The 15,937-nt window shown below is 40.0% G+C and carries 20 protein-coding genes and 1 tRNA gene; 18 read left to right on the top strand and 3 right to left on the bottom strand.

Translation table 11 applies throughout. The annotated features are described in order from the left end of the window. The first annotated feature begins 222 nt into the window (after positions 1-222). The 8 genes from JVX94_RS02650 (at position 223) to JVX94_RS02685 (ending at position 8,404) form a co-directional block, all read left to right on the top strand. On the top strand, positions 223-396 hold the full coding sequence (locus tag JVX94_RS02650) for a hypothetical protein (protein WP_162473402.1): 174 nt from the start codon (positions 223-225) through the stop codon (positions 394-396). Between the two features lie 86 nt (positions 397-482). Further along, the gene (locus JVX94_RS02655; RefSeq protein WP_197198257.1) at positions 483-2,021 is read left to right on the top strand and encodes a rhomboid family intramembrane serine protease; all 1,539 of its coding nucleotides are present in this window, start codon (positions 483-485) and stop codon (positions 2,019-2,021) included. Between the two features lie 70 nt (positions 2,022-2,091). Further along, complete coding sequence (locus JVX94_RS02660) at positions 2,092-2,295, top strand: YqgQ family protein (protein WP_144471102.1); 204 nt, start codon at positions 2,092-2,094, stop codon at positions 2,293-2,295. Between the two features lie 13 nt (positions 2,296-2,308). Then, positions 2,309-3,262, top strand: coding sequence for an ROK family glucokinase (locus tag JVX94_RS02665; protein ID WP_048238887.1), 954 nt, complete (start codon positions 2,309-2,311; stop codon positions 3,260-3,262). A 212-nt stretch (positions 3,263-3,474) separates the two neighbouring features. Beyond that, positions 3,475-5,394, top strand: a complete 1,920-nt coding sequence (locus JVX94_RS02670) for an LTA synthase family protein (RefSeq protein ID WP_095409011.1) — start codon at positions 3,475-3,477, stop codon at positions 5,392-5,394. Between the two features lie 85 nt (positions 5,395-5,479). Continuing rightward, positions 5,480-6,604, top strand: coding sequence for a M14 family zinc carboxypeptidase (locus JVX94_RS02675; RefSeq protein WP_144471100.1), 1,125 nt, complete (start codon positions 5,480-5,482; stop codon positions 6,602-6,604). Positions 6,605-6,759: 155 nt separating this feature from the next. Then, positions 6,760-8,013, top strand: a complete 1,254-nt coding sequence (locus JVX94_RS02680) for an MFS transporter (RefSeq protein WP_095409009.1) — start codon at positions 6,760-6,762, stop codon at positions 8,011-8,013. A 76-nt stretch (positions 8,014-8,089) separates the two neighbouring features. Further along, entirely contained in the window at positions 8,090-8,404 is a 315-nt protein-coding gene (locus JVX94_RS02685; RefSeq protein ID WP_048238883.1) for an MTH1187 family thiamine-binding protein, read from the top strand. 223 nt (positions 8,405-8,627) lie between these two features. Here the strand turns inward: JVX94_RS02685 and JVX94_RS02690 are convergent, their stop codons facing one another. Continuing rightward, positions 8,628-8,801, bottom strand: coding sequence for a DUF2759 domain-containing protein (locus JVX94_RS02690; RefSeq protein WP_003217333.1), 174 nt, complete (start codon positions 8,799-8,801; stop codon positions 8,628-8,630). 157 nt (positions 8,802-8,958) lie between these two features. Here JVX94_RS02690 and JVX94_RS02695 point away from each other — a divergent pair, with 157 nt between their 5' ends. After that, positions 8,959-9,597 carry an MBL fold metallo-hydrolase gene (locus tag JVX94_RS02695; RefSeq protein ID WP_095409008.1) on the top strand — a complete coding sequence of 213 codons (639 nt, stop codon included), beginning with the start codon at positions 8,959-8,961 and terminating at the stop codon, positions 9,595-9,597. A gap of 246 nt (positions 9,598-9,843) precedes the next feature. Here JVX94_RS02695 and JVX94_RS02700 read toward each other — a convergent pair whose 3' ends face one another. After that, positions 9,844-10,086 carry a DUF2626 domain-containing protein gene (locus JVX94_RS02700; RefSeq protein WP_003217440.1) on the bottom strand — a complete coding sequence of 81 codons (243 nt, stop codon included), beginning with the start codon at positions 10,084-10,086 and terminating at the stop codon, positions 9,844-9,846. Positions 10,087-10,298: 212 nt separating this feature from the next. Here JVX94_RS02700 and JVX94_RS02705 point away from each other — a divergent pair, with 212 nt between their 5' ends. Further along, the gene (locus tag JVX94_RS02705) at positions 10,299-10,679 is read left to right on the top strand and encodes a Spx/MgsR family RNA polymerase-binding regulatory protein (RefSeq protein WP_007501232.1); all 381 of its coding nucleotides are present in this window, start codon (positions 10,299-10,301) and stop codon (positions 10,677-10,679) included. A 55-nt stretch (positions 10,680-10,734) separates the two neighbouring features. Here the strand turns inward: JVX94_RS02705 and JVX94_RS02710 are convergent. Then, positions 10,735-10,805 (bottom strand) — tRNA-Gln (locus JVX94_RS02710). 90 nt (positions 10,806-10,895) lie between these two features. Between JVX94_RS02710 and JVX94_RS02715 the strand changes: the two genes are divergently transcribed. The 8 genes from JVX94_RS02715 to JVX94_RS02745 all read left to right on the top strand — a co-directional run bounded on the left by JVX94_RS02715 (position 10,896) and on the right by JVX94_RS02745 (position 15,906). Beyond that, on the top strand, positions 10,896-11,771 hold the full coding sequence (locus JVX94_RS02715; protein ID WP_095409007.1) for an STAS domain-containing protein: 876 nt from the start codon (positions 10,896-10,898) through the stop codon (positions 11,769-11,771). A 177-nt stretch (positions 11,772-11,948) separates the two neighbouring features. Next, the gene (gene comGA / locus JVX94_RS02720; protein ID WP_240193794.1) at positions 11,949-13,019 is read left to right on the top strand and encodes a competence type IV pilus ATPase ComGA; all 1,071 of its coding nucleotides are present in this window, start codon (positions 11,949-11,951) and stop codon (positions 13,017-13,019) included. Beyond that, complete coding sequence (gene comGB / locus JVX94_RS02725; RefSeq protein WP_144484630.1) at positions 13,000-14,040, top strand: competence type IV pilus assembly protein ComGB; 1,041 nt, start codon at positions 13,000-13,002, stop codon at positions 14,038-14,040. Before comGA ends, comGB begins: the two co-directional genes overlap by 20 nt. A 16-nt stretch (positions 14,041-14,056) precedes the next feature. Next, a complete protein-coding gene (gene comGC / locus JVX94_RS02730; protein WP_024422977.1) occupies positions 14,057-14,350 on the top strand; it encodes a competence type IV pilus major pilin ComGC in 294 nt (97 codons plus the stop codon). Further along, positions 14,343-14,789, top strand: coding sequence for a competence type IV pilus minor pilin ComGD (gene comGD / locus JVX94_RS02735; protein ID WP_205184480.1), 447 nt, complete (start codon positions 14,343-14,345; stop codon positions 14,787-14,789). Before comGC ends, comGD begins: the two co-directional genes overlap by 8 nt. After that, positions 14,773-15,087, top strand: coding sequence for a competence type IV pilus minor pilin ComGE (gene comGE, locus JVX94_RS19650; protein ID WP_144484624.1), 315 nt, complete (start codon positions 14,773-14,775; stop codon positions 15,085-15,087). Before comGD ends, comGE begins: the two co-directional genes overlap by 17 nt. Next, entirely contained in the window at positions 14,999-15,526 is a 528-nt protein-coding gene (gene comGF / locus JVX94_RS02740) for a competence type IV pilus minor pilin ComGF (RefSeq protein ID WP_186437312.1), read from the top strand. Before comGE ends, comGF begins: the two co-directional genes overlap by 89 nt. Further along, complete coding sequence (locus JVX94_RS02745) at positions 15,523-15,906, top strand: competence type IV pilus minor pilin ComGG (protein WP_205184482.1); 384 nt, start codon at positions 15,523-15,525, stop codon at positions 15,904-15,906. Before comGF ends, JVX94_RS02745 begins: the two co-directional genes overlap by 4 nt. Positions 15,907-15,937 lie beyond the last annotated feature (31 nt).

A 15,937-nucleotide genomic window follows, 5' to 3' on the forward strand; every position in this document is an offset into this window, starting at 1 on the left:
TGTAAGATGCCTCATACGTTCAAGGATTTAATCGACCTTCATCGATTTGAAGTTTCTTATGATCAATCAAAGTGCGGAGAGGTCTATTATATTCAATCAAAAGAACAAGGGATTAGATTGTGAAGGCCTGCTTATGAAAGGGACCTTTTAAGCGATAAAAACGATGGTTCATGCATAAACAAATCCTATTTAAGCCACGATACGAACATAGGAGGGAATATGATGAATAAAATGATTTGGAGCATTGTGTTCACACTGTTTGCATTCGTTCTCGTGCAAAATCGTTATCGGCTCATGAATTTGATTTTAGGCCAAAATCAAGTACGTCACTTTTTAATTAAATGGCTGATGAAAATTCCATATTTTCGGACGAAATTTATTCGCCAAGCATTCTAATCCCGCAAAAGCCGGGATTTTTTTGTTTAGAAATGCGGATAAGAACGATTCTTGCTATAATAATGTAAAAAATGGAGCGCGAATGTATGAATGTCATAGATAGTCTATTTTGGCGAGTTGTTGATGAACTAAGACAAAAAGGATACGAGATGATTCAAAGTCCGTACCCAGAAAATGAAATTTTTTTTGAAGCACCACGAAACTCAGGTTATGATCTTATCCGTCTATATAGAAAAGATGTGAATTTTAGGCAAGAGATCGTTCGAGATATCGAGGAGCAAACATACCGGATCAATCAGCTGAGAGAAGCTATGCGTAAACGATCTCTTCATCTCTTGCAGCTGCAATTTACAACTGATGTTCCAGTAGATGATTGGGAAGACCTAAACGGTCAGCCGCAAAAAGAGAATAAGGTGACAGTTACTCCTGTGCTGCTCAATGTAGAGAAGCTTCAAAACGATGTAAACGAACTGCAAAAATGGCTGAATACATCGCTTGCAGTAGATGTAGAAGAAGCGAAGCGAGACACAGCTGAGGATGCAATGCAGCTTAAAATAAACGTGCTTCAAGCATTTGATGATCAGGAAAAGCAGCGTGAACGAGAATTGGCTGTTTTTCAAAATGGCAGACCCATTTTCACCTACTTGCTGATTGCTGTTCAAGTAGTAATGTTTCTTTTACTTGAGCTGTCTGGCGGTAGTACCAATACGGCAACTTTAACAGCATTTGGTGCTAAAAATAATGTGCTGATCTTAGATGGAGAATGGTGGCGCCTGATTACACCAATGTTTTTACATATTGGCTTGACGCATTTACTCTTTAATACTTTTGCTCTTTGGTCCGTTGGAGCGGCTGTTGAGAGAATTTATGGGTCGGGAAGATTTTTGCTCATCTATTTGATTTCCGGCATTTTTGGCTCTATAGCGAGCTTTGTGTTTAATACGGCAATTGCAGCCGGCGCATCAGGGGCGATCTTTGGCTGTTTAGGTGCACTGTTATATTTAGCCATCTCCAACCGGAAGCTTTTCTTTCGGACGATGGGTACAAATATTATTGTCATTATCCTCATCAACCTTGGAATAGGCTTCACTGTATCAGGTATTGATAATGCAGGGCACCTTGGCGGTCTGGTTGGCGGTTTTTTCACGGCATTAGCCGTCCGTCTGCCTAAACAGGTGCAGCCTGTCAAAATGCTTCTTGCGAGTGCTGCCTTGCTCTTTATTAGCGGTTTTGGGTTGTATACAGGGTTTCATTCTGACGATCAAAAGGAAGCAGCGGCTGCAAGTGAGGCAGCGAGTTTATTTGATGAGAAAAAATATAGCGAAGCAAGTGAACGACTAGAGGAATATGTGCACGATCAAGATGCATCAGCTGAGGCACTTCATATCTATGCACTATCGGAAGCGCAGCAGGGCCGTCTTGATAAAGCTATTCAATTTTTGCAAAAGTCGCTTGAAAAAGATCCAGATGATCCAAATAAACTGTATCATTTATCGTTGTTATTCGTAGAAAAAGGAGAGAAAGCGAAAGCAGAGGATTTATTAGAGAAAGCGTTAAAACAAGATCCTCAAAATGATCAATTTTTAAAGTTGAAACAATATATCGAAAATAGTCAAACACGTTGAATGACTTGACTGAAAGCGCATTTATGAATACGCTTATCCTATCTGTTGATGAGAAGAAATGGTGGAAACAATGAAAACGTTATATGATGTACAGCAGCTGCTCATGAGATTTGGAAATTATGTGTATTTCGGAGATCGTGAAGTAGAATTAGAATTTATGGCAGACGAATTGAAGGAAATGTATACATCGGGCGTTATTGACCGGGCCGAATGGTCAAATGCAATGACCATTCTTCAAATGGAACTAGCCAAATTAAATCGAAAAACAATGTGAAGGTGGAGGGCATATGACAGGGGATTGGTTTGTAGGTATTGATCTTGGCGGTACGACAATTAAGCTTGCGTTCATTAATCTATATGGTGAAATACAGCATAAGTGGGAGATTCCTACGGATAAATCTGGGCAGACGATCACAGTCGATATTGCCAAATCAATTGACCATAAACTGGTTGAGATCAGTATGCCGAAATCAGCACTTATTGGGATCGGAATGGGTGCACCTGGACCTGTTGATAAAGTATCTGGAATCGTCTATAAAACAACGAATCTGGGCTGGACAAACTATCCGTTGAAAGATCATCTAGAGGCAGAGACGGGGCTTCCATCTGTCATTGAAAATGATGCGAATATTGCTGCACTCGGTGAAATGTGGAAGGGTGCAGGAGATGGCGCAAAAAATATCCTGATGGTCACACTTGGAACAGGGGTTGGCGGCGGCATCATCGTAAACGGTGAAGTTGTTCAAGGGGAGACAGGTGCTGGCGGAGAAATTGGCCATATTTGTGCCGTTCCATTCCAAGGAGCACCGTGTAACTGCGGAAGAACAGGCTGTATTGAAACGATCGCATCTGCAACTGGCATCGTCCGGATTGCAAAGGATAAATTAGAAACCGAGCAGCACACATCTTCACTTGGCACTCTCGCTTCGCTATCAGCAAAGAATGTATTTGAAGCGGCAGAAAATGGAGATGATCTTGCAATGCGTGTCGTAGAAGAAGTGACGACACATCTTGGACTTGTCCTAGCGAATCTTGCTAGTGCTTTAAACCCAACAAAAATTGTGATTGGCGGCGGTGTTTCAAAAGCAGGTGAACTTCTTCGCAGTAAAGTAGAGCGCATTGTGAAACAACATGCTTTCCCGCCTTGCGCAGACGATGTCGAAGTGGTAATTGCATCACTCGGAAACGATGCAGGGGTCATCGGCGGTGCATGGATGGCAAAAAACAAATGGCTGTCTTGAACAAAAAGTCATAATGATGTCATTTTTATTAAAAAAAGCGATAGATAGGCATGAAATTGAATGTTTAGCATATTCATAAGTTTGTCATAAGGAAAAAGACATTGATTTTCCATCATATACAGGATAAGATATACTTTAGTTATTTTTCAAGAAGCACCAATAATTAGGGTATATCCAGAGCCTAGGTGCGTGCTTAGCATAAGGAGGTTACAATGCGAAAGAAAAGATTAAAGGCGATTTCATTTTTACTGATTGCGACATTGCTCATGTGGGTCAAAACCTATGTTATCTATAAATCTAGCTTCAATATTAAAATTGAAAATTTCATGCAGGAGTTTATCCTGTTTATTAATCCACTTAGCTTTCTCTTGTTTATCTTCGGTATCGGTTTATTTTTCAAAGAAAAAAATCGCAATCGATATATCATTGTGACAAGCTTTATCCTGACATTCATTTTGTTAGCCAACATTGTGTTTTATCGATTCTATAGTGATTTTCTAACCATCCCCGTCCTATTTCAAACAAACAATATGGGTGACCTCGGGTCAAGTATTACCTCTTTAATTGAACCAGTCGATTTACTGATGTTCGTTGATATCATCATTTTAATTTGGCTCTATAAAAAACAGCCTTCCTTTAGAACAGATGTCACAATTTCACGAAAAGAACGAGCGGCATATTACTTATTTGTGGCAGCTACATTTTTCTTTAACCTTGGTTTAGCTGAAACAGAAAGACCAGAACTGCTTACTCGCTCATTTGACCGTGAGATGCTGGTGAAAAATATCAGCTTATATAACTTCCATATTTATGATGGGGTATTGCAATCGAAGCAGTCCGCCCAACGAGCTCTTGCTGATAGTAATAGCTTAACTGAAATTGAAAACTATGTAAGCGCAAATCAAACGGACCGTAATGAAAAGACATTTGGTCAAGCAAAAGGACGAAATGTCATTCTTGTATCACTTGAGTCTACACAGAGTTTCGTAATCAATGAAAAATTAAACGGGAAAGAAATTACTCCGTTTTTAAACAAATTGATCAAGAAGAGCTATAACTTCACTAATTTTTACCACCAAACAGGTCAAGGGAAAACATCTGACTCAGAGTTTATTGTAGATAATTCTCTTTATCCACTAGGTAGAGGGGCTGTGTTCTTCACAAATCCAAGTAATGAGTATACAGCGACACCTGAGCTGTTAAAGGATGAGGGCTACCATTCTTCTGTTATTCATGCGAATAACAAAAGCTTCTGGAACCGCGACCTTATCTACGATAGCTTTGGCTACGACAAGTTCTTTGATATTAAATCATTTGATGTGAATGAAGAAAATTCGGTTGGCTGGGGACTGAAAGATGGTCCGTTCTTTGAACAGTCCGCTGAATTAATGAAATCGATCCCGCAGCCTTTCTATACGAGATTGATTACATTAACGAACCATTTCCCTTTTGATTTAGATGAAGAAGATAAGCTCATTGATGAATATGATTCAAAGAGTAAAACGCTGAACAAGTATTTCCCTACAGTGCGTTATCAAGATGAAGCCCTTAAGCTTTTCTTTAAAAAGATGAAGGAAGCTGGCTTATACGATAATTCCATTTTTGTTTTGTATGGGGATCACTACGGAATTTCTGAAAACCATAACGAAGCTATGGGGCAATTCTTAAATAAAGAGATTACGCCATTTGAAGAAGTGCAGCTTCAAAAAGTCCCGTTTGTTGTACACATTCCAGGGGTGACAGATCAACATCCAAAAGAAATTGATACGGTAGGCGGTCAGGTCGATATCCGCCCAACTGTACTCAATCTTCTAGGAATTGATACAAGTAAACAAATTCAATTTGGTCATGACCTTTTATCGAAAGATACGAATGACTTTACAGTACTCCGTGATGGAAGCTTTATTACGAAGGACAGCATTTTTACAGATGGTGTTTGCTACAATAAAGAAACAGGCGAGCCAGCAGATGATAAAAACGTGTGTCAGTCTTATGAAGAGAAAGCGAAGCAGGAGCTTCAATTCTCTGATCAAATCATTTACGGGGATCTTCTTAGATTTTATGATCGAAACAGCCCGGACCATTCACCATCCAAAAAAGAAGGTGAAACGGAGCTGAAAAAGGCGTCCTAACAGATGAGAAAACCTTTGCTATTTTAGAAGCAGAGGTTTTCTTTTTTTGCCTGACGGCTCATATAGTATGAGAGGAGGGATGTAAATGAAGACAACGTCGTTTGGAAAAATTGAATGGCAGCTGCATGAAACAGGGAAGGATGATGTGGCAAAGCAGCTTGGCATTGGCAAAGCTGCTTTTCATTTATCTAATCAATCAAGCACTGATGAGCTTCTTTTACCGGGATATAGACTTCCAGAAGGAGTCCATGTATTTGATTCGATAGGTGATGTACAGAGATTTATCGCACCTTATAGACTGCAGCAATCCGATGATTGGATCAATGGAACATTTGAATATGATAGCGCTCAATTAGAAGAAGAGCTGAGCCGCTTGAAAGCTGTATTTCCTTTTCTTCATATCAGTGTCGTTGGCCAATCAGTGCTTGATACACCTATTTATGAAATCCGAACAGAGCCTGTTCAACATTTACATTCTATTCATCTCAATGCCTCATTTCATGCAAATGAATGGATCACGACATCTGTTTTATTAAAATGGCTGAAATCGCTTTGCTTAGCAGCGTCTGACCCGGTGCAGGCAAGACATTATGAGGCGGTTCATATCCTCCAGACCACCGCTTTATCCATCGTGCCAATGGTCAATCCAGATGGGGTGGATTTGGTTCGTAATGGACCGGAGTCACTAGGTATTCATCGTGAAGAATTCATACTGCTAAACGGTGGATATTCTGATTACCGGGAATGGAAAGCAAATATTCGAGGTGTAGATTTAAACAATCAATTCCCTGCTTATTGGGAAATCGAGTATTATCGTCATCAGTCGAAGGCACCGTCCTACCGTGATTATCCTGGGCGAGAGCCATTAACAGAACCAGAAGCGAAAGCGATGGCAAATCTTGCGTTGCGAAAACGATTTGACCGGCTGATCGCCCTTCATACACAAGGAGAAGAGATCTATTGGGGTTTTCTTGGCCATGAGCCAGCCATCTCAAAAGAAACGGTCAAACGATTCGAACAAGTGAGCGGCTACAAACCGATCCAATATCTCGACAGCTATGCAGGCTATCGCGATTGGTTTATTTATCAATTTCATAGTGAAGGCTATACAGTCGAGCTTGGTCTAGGGAAAAATCCTCTTTCCATGGATCAATTTGATTCGATTTATGAAAAAACAAAGCGGCTTTTATGGGAAGCGTGTAAGTGTTAAAAGCACCTGTCTGGTGCTTTTTCATATTGGAGCAACAATCAATTGCTTATGGTCAATAAAAACAATGTTGAAGTAATTGACGAAGGCTTTCTTGTAAGCTATTGTGAAAGATATGGATGTAAAAAAAAGGATATGATTTAGGGAGATGTCGACTATTGAGTGCTCAAAGCCTGTGGAAAAGAAATTTCACTTATTTATTTGTTTCTAAAATGTGCAAAATTACGGCTGATAGTTTATCTTTCAACACCATCTTATGGCTATTGGTACTAGGAGGAAAAGGGGCCATCGGGACAGCTTTTTTTATTGCAGTCAGCTTTGTTCCTCAAGCAATTGTTGGGCCATTTATTACGCCTATGATGAAGCCGCATCAGTTGAAATTTTGGATGTGCTTTGCTGATTTAACACGAGGAGCGATTATCCTTGTGATCATGGTCAGTTATTTTTATGGTTTCACACCATTAGTCCTCATCATTAGCTGTATGCTGCTGCATTCAGCGACAGGAGGCTCCTATGAACCGGCATCTGTATCGATTATTCCAAAGCTTGTCCATGAGGACCTCATACAAAAAGCAAATGCAACGATCCAATCAGCAAGTCATGTAGTAAGACTTGTGACGGTCACGATTTGTGGTGTCATGATTGCATTTGTAGGAGTAGGTTATACAATGCTTGTGATCATTCCACTTTACCTCTTGTCCGCTTTATTGGTGCTAATGATTTCATATCAAACAGAAGTCATCATCGATAAAGCCAAAAAAGGATTATCTTACGGCAAAAGATTAATTCGAGGTTTTTCACTTGTTAGAAGTCATCATATTTTGTTTCCCTTAGCGATTTTTTGTGTTTGTTCAAACTTTGCTGCGGCACCATGGGAAGCATTGTCTGTTATTTATTTAACTGAAGACTTACATAGTGGACCAGTCGTCTATTCATTCATCAAAGTCACAACCGCACTAGGCGCATTTTTGATGGGATTTGTTTTGACAAAGATAAAAGTGAATCGGTATGGATTGCTGTTTATAGGCGCTGGGATCGTTGATGGAATCGCCTTTTTCATCACAGGCATGAATGCATTGTTGCCTCTTGTGTTTATATCAGCTTTTGCTTTAGGAGCAGCCATTAGTGCAGTTAACGTACCCGAACATACGATGATTCAATTGTCAGTAAAGGCTGAGGATCAGCCGCAAGTGTATGCGATCATCAACATGATTTCCTACTTAATGATTCCGTTAGGCGCCCTCCTTGGCGGCTATATGGCAACAATATTTGGGTCTGGGTATGTCATTGCGGCTGGCGGCATCATTGAAGCTGTTTCTGGTATATGCCTGCTTCTGTTTACAAAGATCGGGAAGGTAGAGCGAGCGGATTTGACAATAGAACGAGACAAACCTGCCTTAAATGCAACGTGAGCATGGCATGATTGAATGAGGATAGGTTACAATGAGGACGAGAAAACATAAGAATTTAATTGAAAGGGGAAAAACGATGGCTATAGCAGACGTCACCATCATTCCGATAGGCACTGAAACACCAAGTGTCAGTGCTTATGTAGCAGATGTACAAAGAATTTTAGAAGGCTTTCAACAAGAAGGGAAAATCAAATATCAATTAACACCGATGAATACGTTAATTGAAGGCGAATTATCTGTTTTATTTGAGGTCATTCAGCGCATTCATGAAGCCCCTTTTGAAAAGGGATTGCACCGAGTAGCGACCAATATTCGCATCGATGACAGACGGGATCAAACCACAACGCTTACAAGCAAATTAGAAAGCGTGAATAAGCACTTACATCAATAAAAAAAGCCTGCTAAATGCAGGCTTTCAGCGTGTAGACAAACCCTCGCATTCTTTGTCAGGTCTGCGCTCCGGTGCTCACGAATGTTTCAATTCGCTCCGCTCGGGTGCTCGTCCTTCCTAGACTGCAAAGGTTTTCTATCACGCTGAAAAGAAGACAAAGGGCTAAAATCAAGATCATTTTAGCCCTTTGTCAACAATCCGAAGCCTGCTAAATGCAGGCTTTTTAATGTGCAGTTGGATAACCGCTATAGATGATGGTCATGACAGTGAACCATCCAAAAACCAAAAATGTAGCGCCAGCAAAAGCGATGGCAAGTACGTTCACTTTTTTTAGTGAGCGATAGATGCCGAGCGCAGCTAAAATCGTGACTAGACCAAAAATAATGACGAGCATCATGTGAAAGTCCCCCTTTGTCATCAATCCCCTTGATTTCCTTTCTTTTCATTTTAACCGTTTTCATAAAGCTTGTCGAGTAGATTCCAGTTGACGATTGTTTGAATTTTTATTGAATAGCCTTCATAATAAAAAAGAATGAATAAAGTAGGTGATGAAAATGAATTGGAGAAGAATGCCACTAGGCTATGTACAAGCGAACGCATATATTTGGAAAAACGAGCAGGGAGAATGCTTAATTTTTGATCCAGGCGGTGAAGCGCAAAAGCTGATTTCCTATGTAAAAGAAAAACAGCTCACACCACTTGCTGTCTTATTGACACATGCTCATTTTGATCATATTGGTGCGGCAGATGAGGTACGCGAAGAGTGGGGAGTGCCGCTATATGTACATGAAAATGAAAAAGAATGGCTCACGAACGCTGAATTAAACGGTTCAGCTCGTTTGATTGGGAATGGAATTACGGTCAAAGAAGCTGAAAAATTGATTACGTCAGAAGGAACCCTTCAAATTGGGTCGTTTACATTAGAAATGTTCCATACACCAGGGCATTCACCTGGCAGTGTGTCTTACTATTCGGCGGAAGAGGGCTTTGTTATTTCTGGTGACACGCTATTTGAAGGCGGCATCGGGAGAACAGATTTAGTAGGCGGCAGTCAGGAAGTGCTGCTACAATCAATCCATCATAAATTATTGTCATTGCCAGAATCAACTCTTGTTTTAAGCGGACATGGCGGGGAAACCACTGTTCAGACGGAGCAGGAGCAAAATCCATTTATTAATGGATTTTCTCTTTAATCGCAGGCATGAAAAAAGCATCTCTTTTAAAGAGATGCTCAGCGTGTAGACAAACCCTCGCATTCGGTGTCAGGTCTGCGCTCCGATGCTCATGAATGTCAAATTCGCTCCGCTCCGGTGCTCACCCTTCCTAGACTGCAAAGGTTTTCTATCACGCTGAAAAGAAGACAAAGGGCTAAAATCAAGATTATTTTAGCCCTTTGTCAACAATCTGAAGCATCTCTTTTAAAGAGATGCTTTTTTCAATTAATGTCCGGTACCGGGAACCATGATGAAAATCGAATAATATGTAAATCCGGCAAAGAAAATCGTCAAGTACGCTCCGAAAATGTAAATATACATTCTTTCGGATAAATTCAAGTAGGATAAAAATACAAAAAGAACGGTTTGACCGAAGAACAGCAGCGATGCATCTTTCATATGTCCTAAATAGAACATGACAGCAAAAATACCCGTCCAAAAGCCAAGCACGCGGAACATGCGATTCATTTCTTTCCCTCCCCTTAAAAACCCCTTTGATTCATATTATAGCTGATCACCACTTGTTATGTAAACATTTACATTTTTGACAACGTGTGAACAATTTAATTTGAATGTAGAAAAAATTTTTTTGAAAAAGTGAAGAAAAAGTGTTTATGGCGAAATACATGAGGGTACTTACTCCATAAGAGAAAAGGTTAACGACCTAAGGAGGAAGACTAATGAGTGACATTACTTTTTATTCATACCCGAGCTGCACGTCTTGCCGCAAAACAAAACATTGGTTAAAGGCGAATCAAATTGATTTTAAAGAGCGTCACCTTTTCAGAGAAACGCCAACTCTAGATGAATTAAAAAAGATCCTTTCTTTAACAACAGAAGGAATGGATGAAATTTTAGCCACACGAAGTCAAGCTTTTAAAAGCTTAAATTTAAATATTAATGACTTAAAAGTAAACGAGGTCTTACAGCTTCTCATTGAAAAACCAAAACTGCTACGGAGACCAATCATTATTGATGGAAATAAATTGGTAGTAGGTTATAATCCAGGAGAACTCATGAAAATATCAAAGAAGAAAGCGATTCATCAATCAGTTTCCTAATAAAAAACGAAGATCAGCTGAAACAAGCTTCAGCCGTCTTCGTTTTTGTGCTGAACTGGGCTAGCTGGGTTCGAACCAACGATCACGGAGTCAAAGTCCATTGCCTTACCACTTGGCTATAGCCCAATATCAAACGTGTAATGATATTGTTCACCATCTGCGGTCATTTATACATAAAAGTTGATGTCACGAGTGAAAAAGGAGCGAAAGAAATAAATGAAAAATGAAAAATCAAAGCAATTATACGAATTTATCCTAAAAGAAGCCCCTGTCATGACCGAAGAATGGCTAAAAACAAGAACAGAAGAAGGCTCATTATATTCTAAACATGCTTCAGAGGAAACGGAAATGAAGCTGAAGGAACAGAACACAGCTTTTATTCAAACCATTGCAGCAACACTTGTGACACTGTCAGACAAAGTAGAAAACCATTTGAAAAAGTGGTCTGTTGATATTGCACGTGATCGAGCAGTGCACGAGGTGCCGCTATATGAAATCATTGGACAATTTAAGATCTTCCGCCACATTTTCTGTTCGAGAATTGAGACATTCACCCAAGAAACAGAGCTTGAAGTGACGCTGCAAGATGTGTGTCAGTGGAATCAGCACTTTCACGCCACATTTGATGATATGATTGAGCGTTTATCAGAAGAATATGACCGCGTGACACTCAGTCAGCTGAATGCACAAAGAGAGATGATTCAAGAACTGAGTGCCCCTGTTATTCCAGTATCAAAGGAAATCGGGATTTTGCCACTGATCGGAGAAATCGATACGTATCGGGCCAAAATCATTTTGGAATCCGTACTAGAACAGGCATCTAGACTTCGTCTAACGCACTTATTTATTGATATATCTGGCGTTCCCGTTGTTGATACGATGGTCGCTTATCAGTTGTTTAAAGTGGTCGATAGTGCGAAGCTGCTAGGAATTGAGACGATTATTTCAGGCATTCGCCCAGAGATCGCTCAAACTGTAGTGAAACTCGGCATTGATTTCTCAAAAGTAAATACTGAGCATAGCCTTGCAAAAGCGTTAGAAAAAAGAGGATTTCGCATCTTTGAAGAGCAGCCGCAAGAAGCCACATCATGACCAAAAAACCTGTACTTGTAAAAGTCAGGTTTTTTTATATGCTCTTTTCTAAAAAATGATGTGATGCATCACGAGTTGAGGGTTTTCATGCTTGATTAGTCATGAAAATCATAAATTGCTCTTTTGTCATTCAGGTTTCTCCATCCTACAATGTGGTCAGAGAAAGGAGTGATCCACTTGTATGGGATTGAATATTTAAGGCAAGAGCTGCTAGAAGAAGCATGCCGCATGAGGGCTTCTGATGTGCATATTGTGCCAAAAGAAAAGGAAGCTTCGGTGTCTTTCCGTGTTGACTCAGATTTAATCCAGCAGCGAACGATTGATAAAAAAAGCGGAGAGAGGCTTATTGCACATTTTAAATTTTTATCTTCTATGGATATCGGGGAAAAAAGGAGACCGCAAAATGGCTCACTAGCTGTGATGCTAAGAAAAGGACAAGTGTTTATTCGGATGTCTACCTTGCCGACAGTGAATGATGAGAGCTTAGTGATTAGAATTTTACCGCAGGATCATGTTCCGAAAATAAAACATCTATCATTATTTCCGAAAGCCTCAACTAGATTATTATCATTTTTGAAGCATTCGCATGGACTCATTTTATTTACTGGGCCAACAAATTCAGGGAAAACAACAACACTATATTCATTAATCCAGTTTGCAAAAAAGAATTTTAATCGAAATATTATTACCCTTGAAGACCCTGTCGAAACGAGGAATGAAGAAGTGTTACAGGTTCAAGTGAATGAAAAAGCCGGCATCACGTATGCCGCTGGATTACGCGCTATTTTAAGACATGATCCAGATATGATTGTGCTGGGAGAAATAAGAGATGCGGAAACGGCTAGAACGGCGATTAGGGCAGCACTGACAGGCCATTTAGTATTGAGTACGCTTCATGCAAAAAATGCAAAAGGAGCCCTTTACCGCATGCTTGAATTTGGTGTGACGATGAATGAACTCGAACAAACCATGGTTGCGATTGCTGCCCAGCGATTAATTGAGCTTATATGCCCTTTTTGCGGGGAAACATGTCAGCTTTACTGTAAATTAAATCGTCCTTACAGACGAACAAATGTATTTGAATTGCTTTATGGAAAGGAGCTTGGTGATTGTATCAAAGAGGCCAAAGGAGAATACGCTCATTCGTCATACGAAACACTACAAAGATTAATTCGGAAAGGAGTGGCACTCGGTTATTTATCAAAAAGCACATATCATCGCTGGGTTTATGAAGAAGCGAGCCTCTAAAGCTTGGTCTAAAAAAGAACAAGCTGAATTCTTATCGAAACTTGCTCAATTGATTCAAGCTGGATATACATTGGTTGAGGCATTAACGATGGTGAATATTCAGTTATCAAAAAAACAGCAGCAGCGATTAACGCCAGGTATTCAGTGGCTGCTTGAAGGGGAGCCTTTTTACGTTGTGCTTGAGCGACTTCATTTTCAGCGGGAAGCCATCGCTATTCTTTGTTTTTCAGAGAAGCACGGCAGCCTGGCAAGAGCTCTTGAACAAAGCGCCCGTTTTTTAGAGAAAAAAATCAGGCAAGTAGACACATTCAAGCGCATGTTACGTTACCCGCTCTTCCTCATCTTCACGGTTCTGGTCGTGCTGATACTCGTTCAGAATATGATCATTCCTCAATTTTCTGTTTTGTACTCATCAATGGATACTCGCATGTCTTGGCTGATTCAAGGAATGTTTGGAATGTTTCAATTCCTTCATGCTTTTCTGCTCATCACTAGTTGTATGTGTATCTGTCTTACCGGATATTATGCTGTGTTTTTTAGGAAAAAGTCGACCCTTGAAAAATTAAGGGTGATGAGTAAACTGCCTTTTTTATATAAAGGGATGCAGCTGATGCATACGTACCTTTTTTCTCTTCAGCTCAGCGGACTGCTTCAGGCTGGATTATCGATGTACGAAGGTTTGCAAGCTTTTAAACAGCAAAGCTACCTGCCTTTTCTTCAAGAAATAGGTGAACAAATGATGGATGAGTTAAGAAAAGGAGAAAGTATGGCACATCAAGTAAGCGTGAGTCCTTTTTTCGAAAAACATTTTGCAGCCATCATCAAGCATGGTGAAGCCAGCGGAAAGCTTGCAAGAGAAATGTACACGTACAGCCAATTTCTATTAGAAAATGCAGAACTGAAAATTGAAAAATGGATTTCTTGGCTGCAGCCGGTTATTTATGGGGTGACAGCACTTCTGATACTCATCGTGTATTTATCTATTCTTTTACCAATGTATCAATTAATGGAGCAAGTGTAAGAAGGAGGACAGAAACATGAATGATAAAGGATTTACCCTGTTAGAAATGTTAATTGTCATGCTCGTAATATCCATTCTTTTACTCATTACCATACCGAATATCACACGTCATCACCAAGCTATTCAGGCAAAGGGCTGTGAAGGGCTCAAATCAATGGTCAGTACACAAGTGATGGCATATGAATTGGAGCATGATGGGAAGACGCCATCTTTAGCTGAATTAGAAAAAGAAGGTTATGTCAAAAAGGGGTTAACTTGTCCTAATGGAAAAGCGATTGTCATTCAAAACGGCAACGTGAAGCATGAATAAATTAATTTTACATGAGAAGGGTTTTACCCTGATTGAACAGCTGTTGATTTTACTTGTTTTATCGATTTTATTGTCGATCATGGGAGGGAAAATCCCAAATATAATAGAGAGCGCTGAAGCCAAAAGACAAATAAACATCATGAAACAAGATCTTCAATTGGCATCATATACTGCATTTATCAAAAAAACACGTGTTCATGTTGAGATCCATCCGCCGCATGTATCTTATCAGGTAATAGACCAAAAGAGTAACGAAGTCATTGCTTCTTATCAGCATAAAAAAGGCAGCATCAAAACTTCTACATTCTCGCAAGATATCTATTTTAATGCAAACGGACATCCAAGCAGCGGTGGATCTCTCATTGTCGAATTTGGCAGTCAATCGTATAAACTCACGATCTATTTAGGAAGCGGGCGAATCCATGTTCAAAAACAATAGAGGATTTAGTACGTTTGAGACGCTGTTTGCTTGTCATCTCTTTCTATTTGCTGCACTTGTGCTCATGCCTGTCTACGAAAAACTCATGATGGGGAAAAAGGAAGTAAGAGCCAAACTTGAAGCTTATCAGATTTTGCATGAACAGATGAATGAAGCGTTCATAAATGGGACAACATCTTCCATCAAAAAGAAGAGAGGCGAGATCACATATGTTTTCAATTGGCGTAAACAGAAAGGATGTGTTTCATACAAAGTACAAAAAAAGCAGACCATATGCTTTCGGCAAGTGGGCCGATGAACAAGCTTTTACCCTTCTACAAGCTTTGTGGCAATTGCAGCTATTTCTGTTTCTTTCTTTTGGCTGTGTGCTGATCTTTTCAGCAGCGGAGAAAGCTCGTCCTTTTGAAGATATCAATCGATTTTCTCAAATGGAGTGGAAACAGACTGTCCTGCAATTAGATGAGGAGTTAAGTCGCGCAGCTGCTGTGAAATCGGTGAAAGGAGGAAAAGTGTTAGAGTATATTTCCGATCAAGGGCGAGTGGTAACGATTGAGCCATATCAAGAGATGCTTCGAAAACGAACGGATCAAGCTGGACACCTTCCTTTATTGCATAAGGTGAAACAATTTCACGTAAGAACGAGTCAGCATAGAGCTGCCCTGAAAGTCACAGATGAATCTGGTAAGGTGTATGAAGCCGTTTTTTTCACATATAAAGGGGTGGTTCCTAAATCGTGAAAAGAGAGGAAGGGTTTATCTATCCGCATGTACTTTCGGCGATTCTATTTTTTCTCTTGATCCTAGGAGCGATAACGATAGGGTTTCAAAAAGAGCTGAGAAGTGCAGAGCTGACGATTTCTTTTTATAAAAAACAGCAGCTTTTTAGGGTGGGGACGAGTGAAGCTGCAAGCACAGTAGAACGTATTTGTGAGAAAAAGAAAACCCATATTGATACTGAAGAAGGCCGTGTGACACTGAAGCAGATGAAATGTGATCGAAAGAAAAAACTTGTCCTTGTTTTGGTGAAGGTGAAAATAAAAGATGGTTTATCCGATGAGCGGGAACTAATGCTGGATGGGCAGACCGGTGAAATCATGAGATGGGCAAACCCTGATTAGCCAGTGTATAAAATCATCCTCTTTCTGGTAA

Origin of the sequence: Bacillus sp. PDNC022, assembly GCF_016919285.1 — a bacterium.
In the GTDB taxonomy this organism is placed as follows: domain Bacteria; phylum Bacillota; class Bacilli; order Bacillales; family Bacillaceae; genus Bacillus; species Bacillus safensis.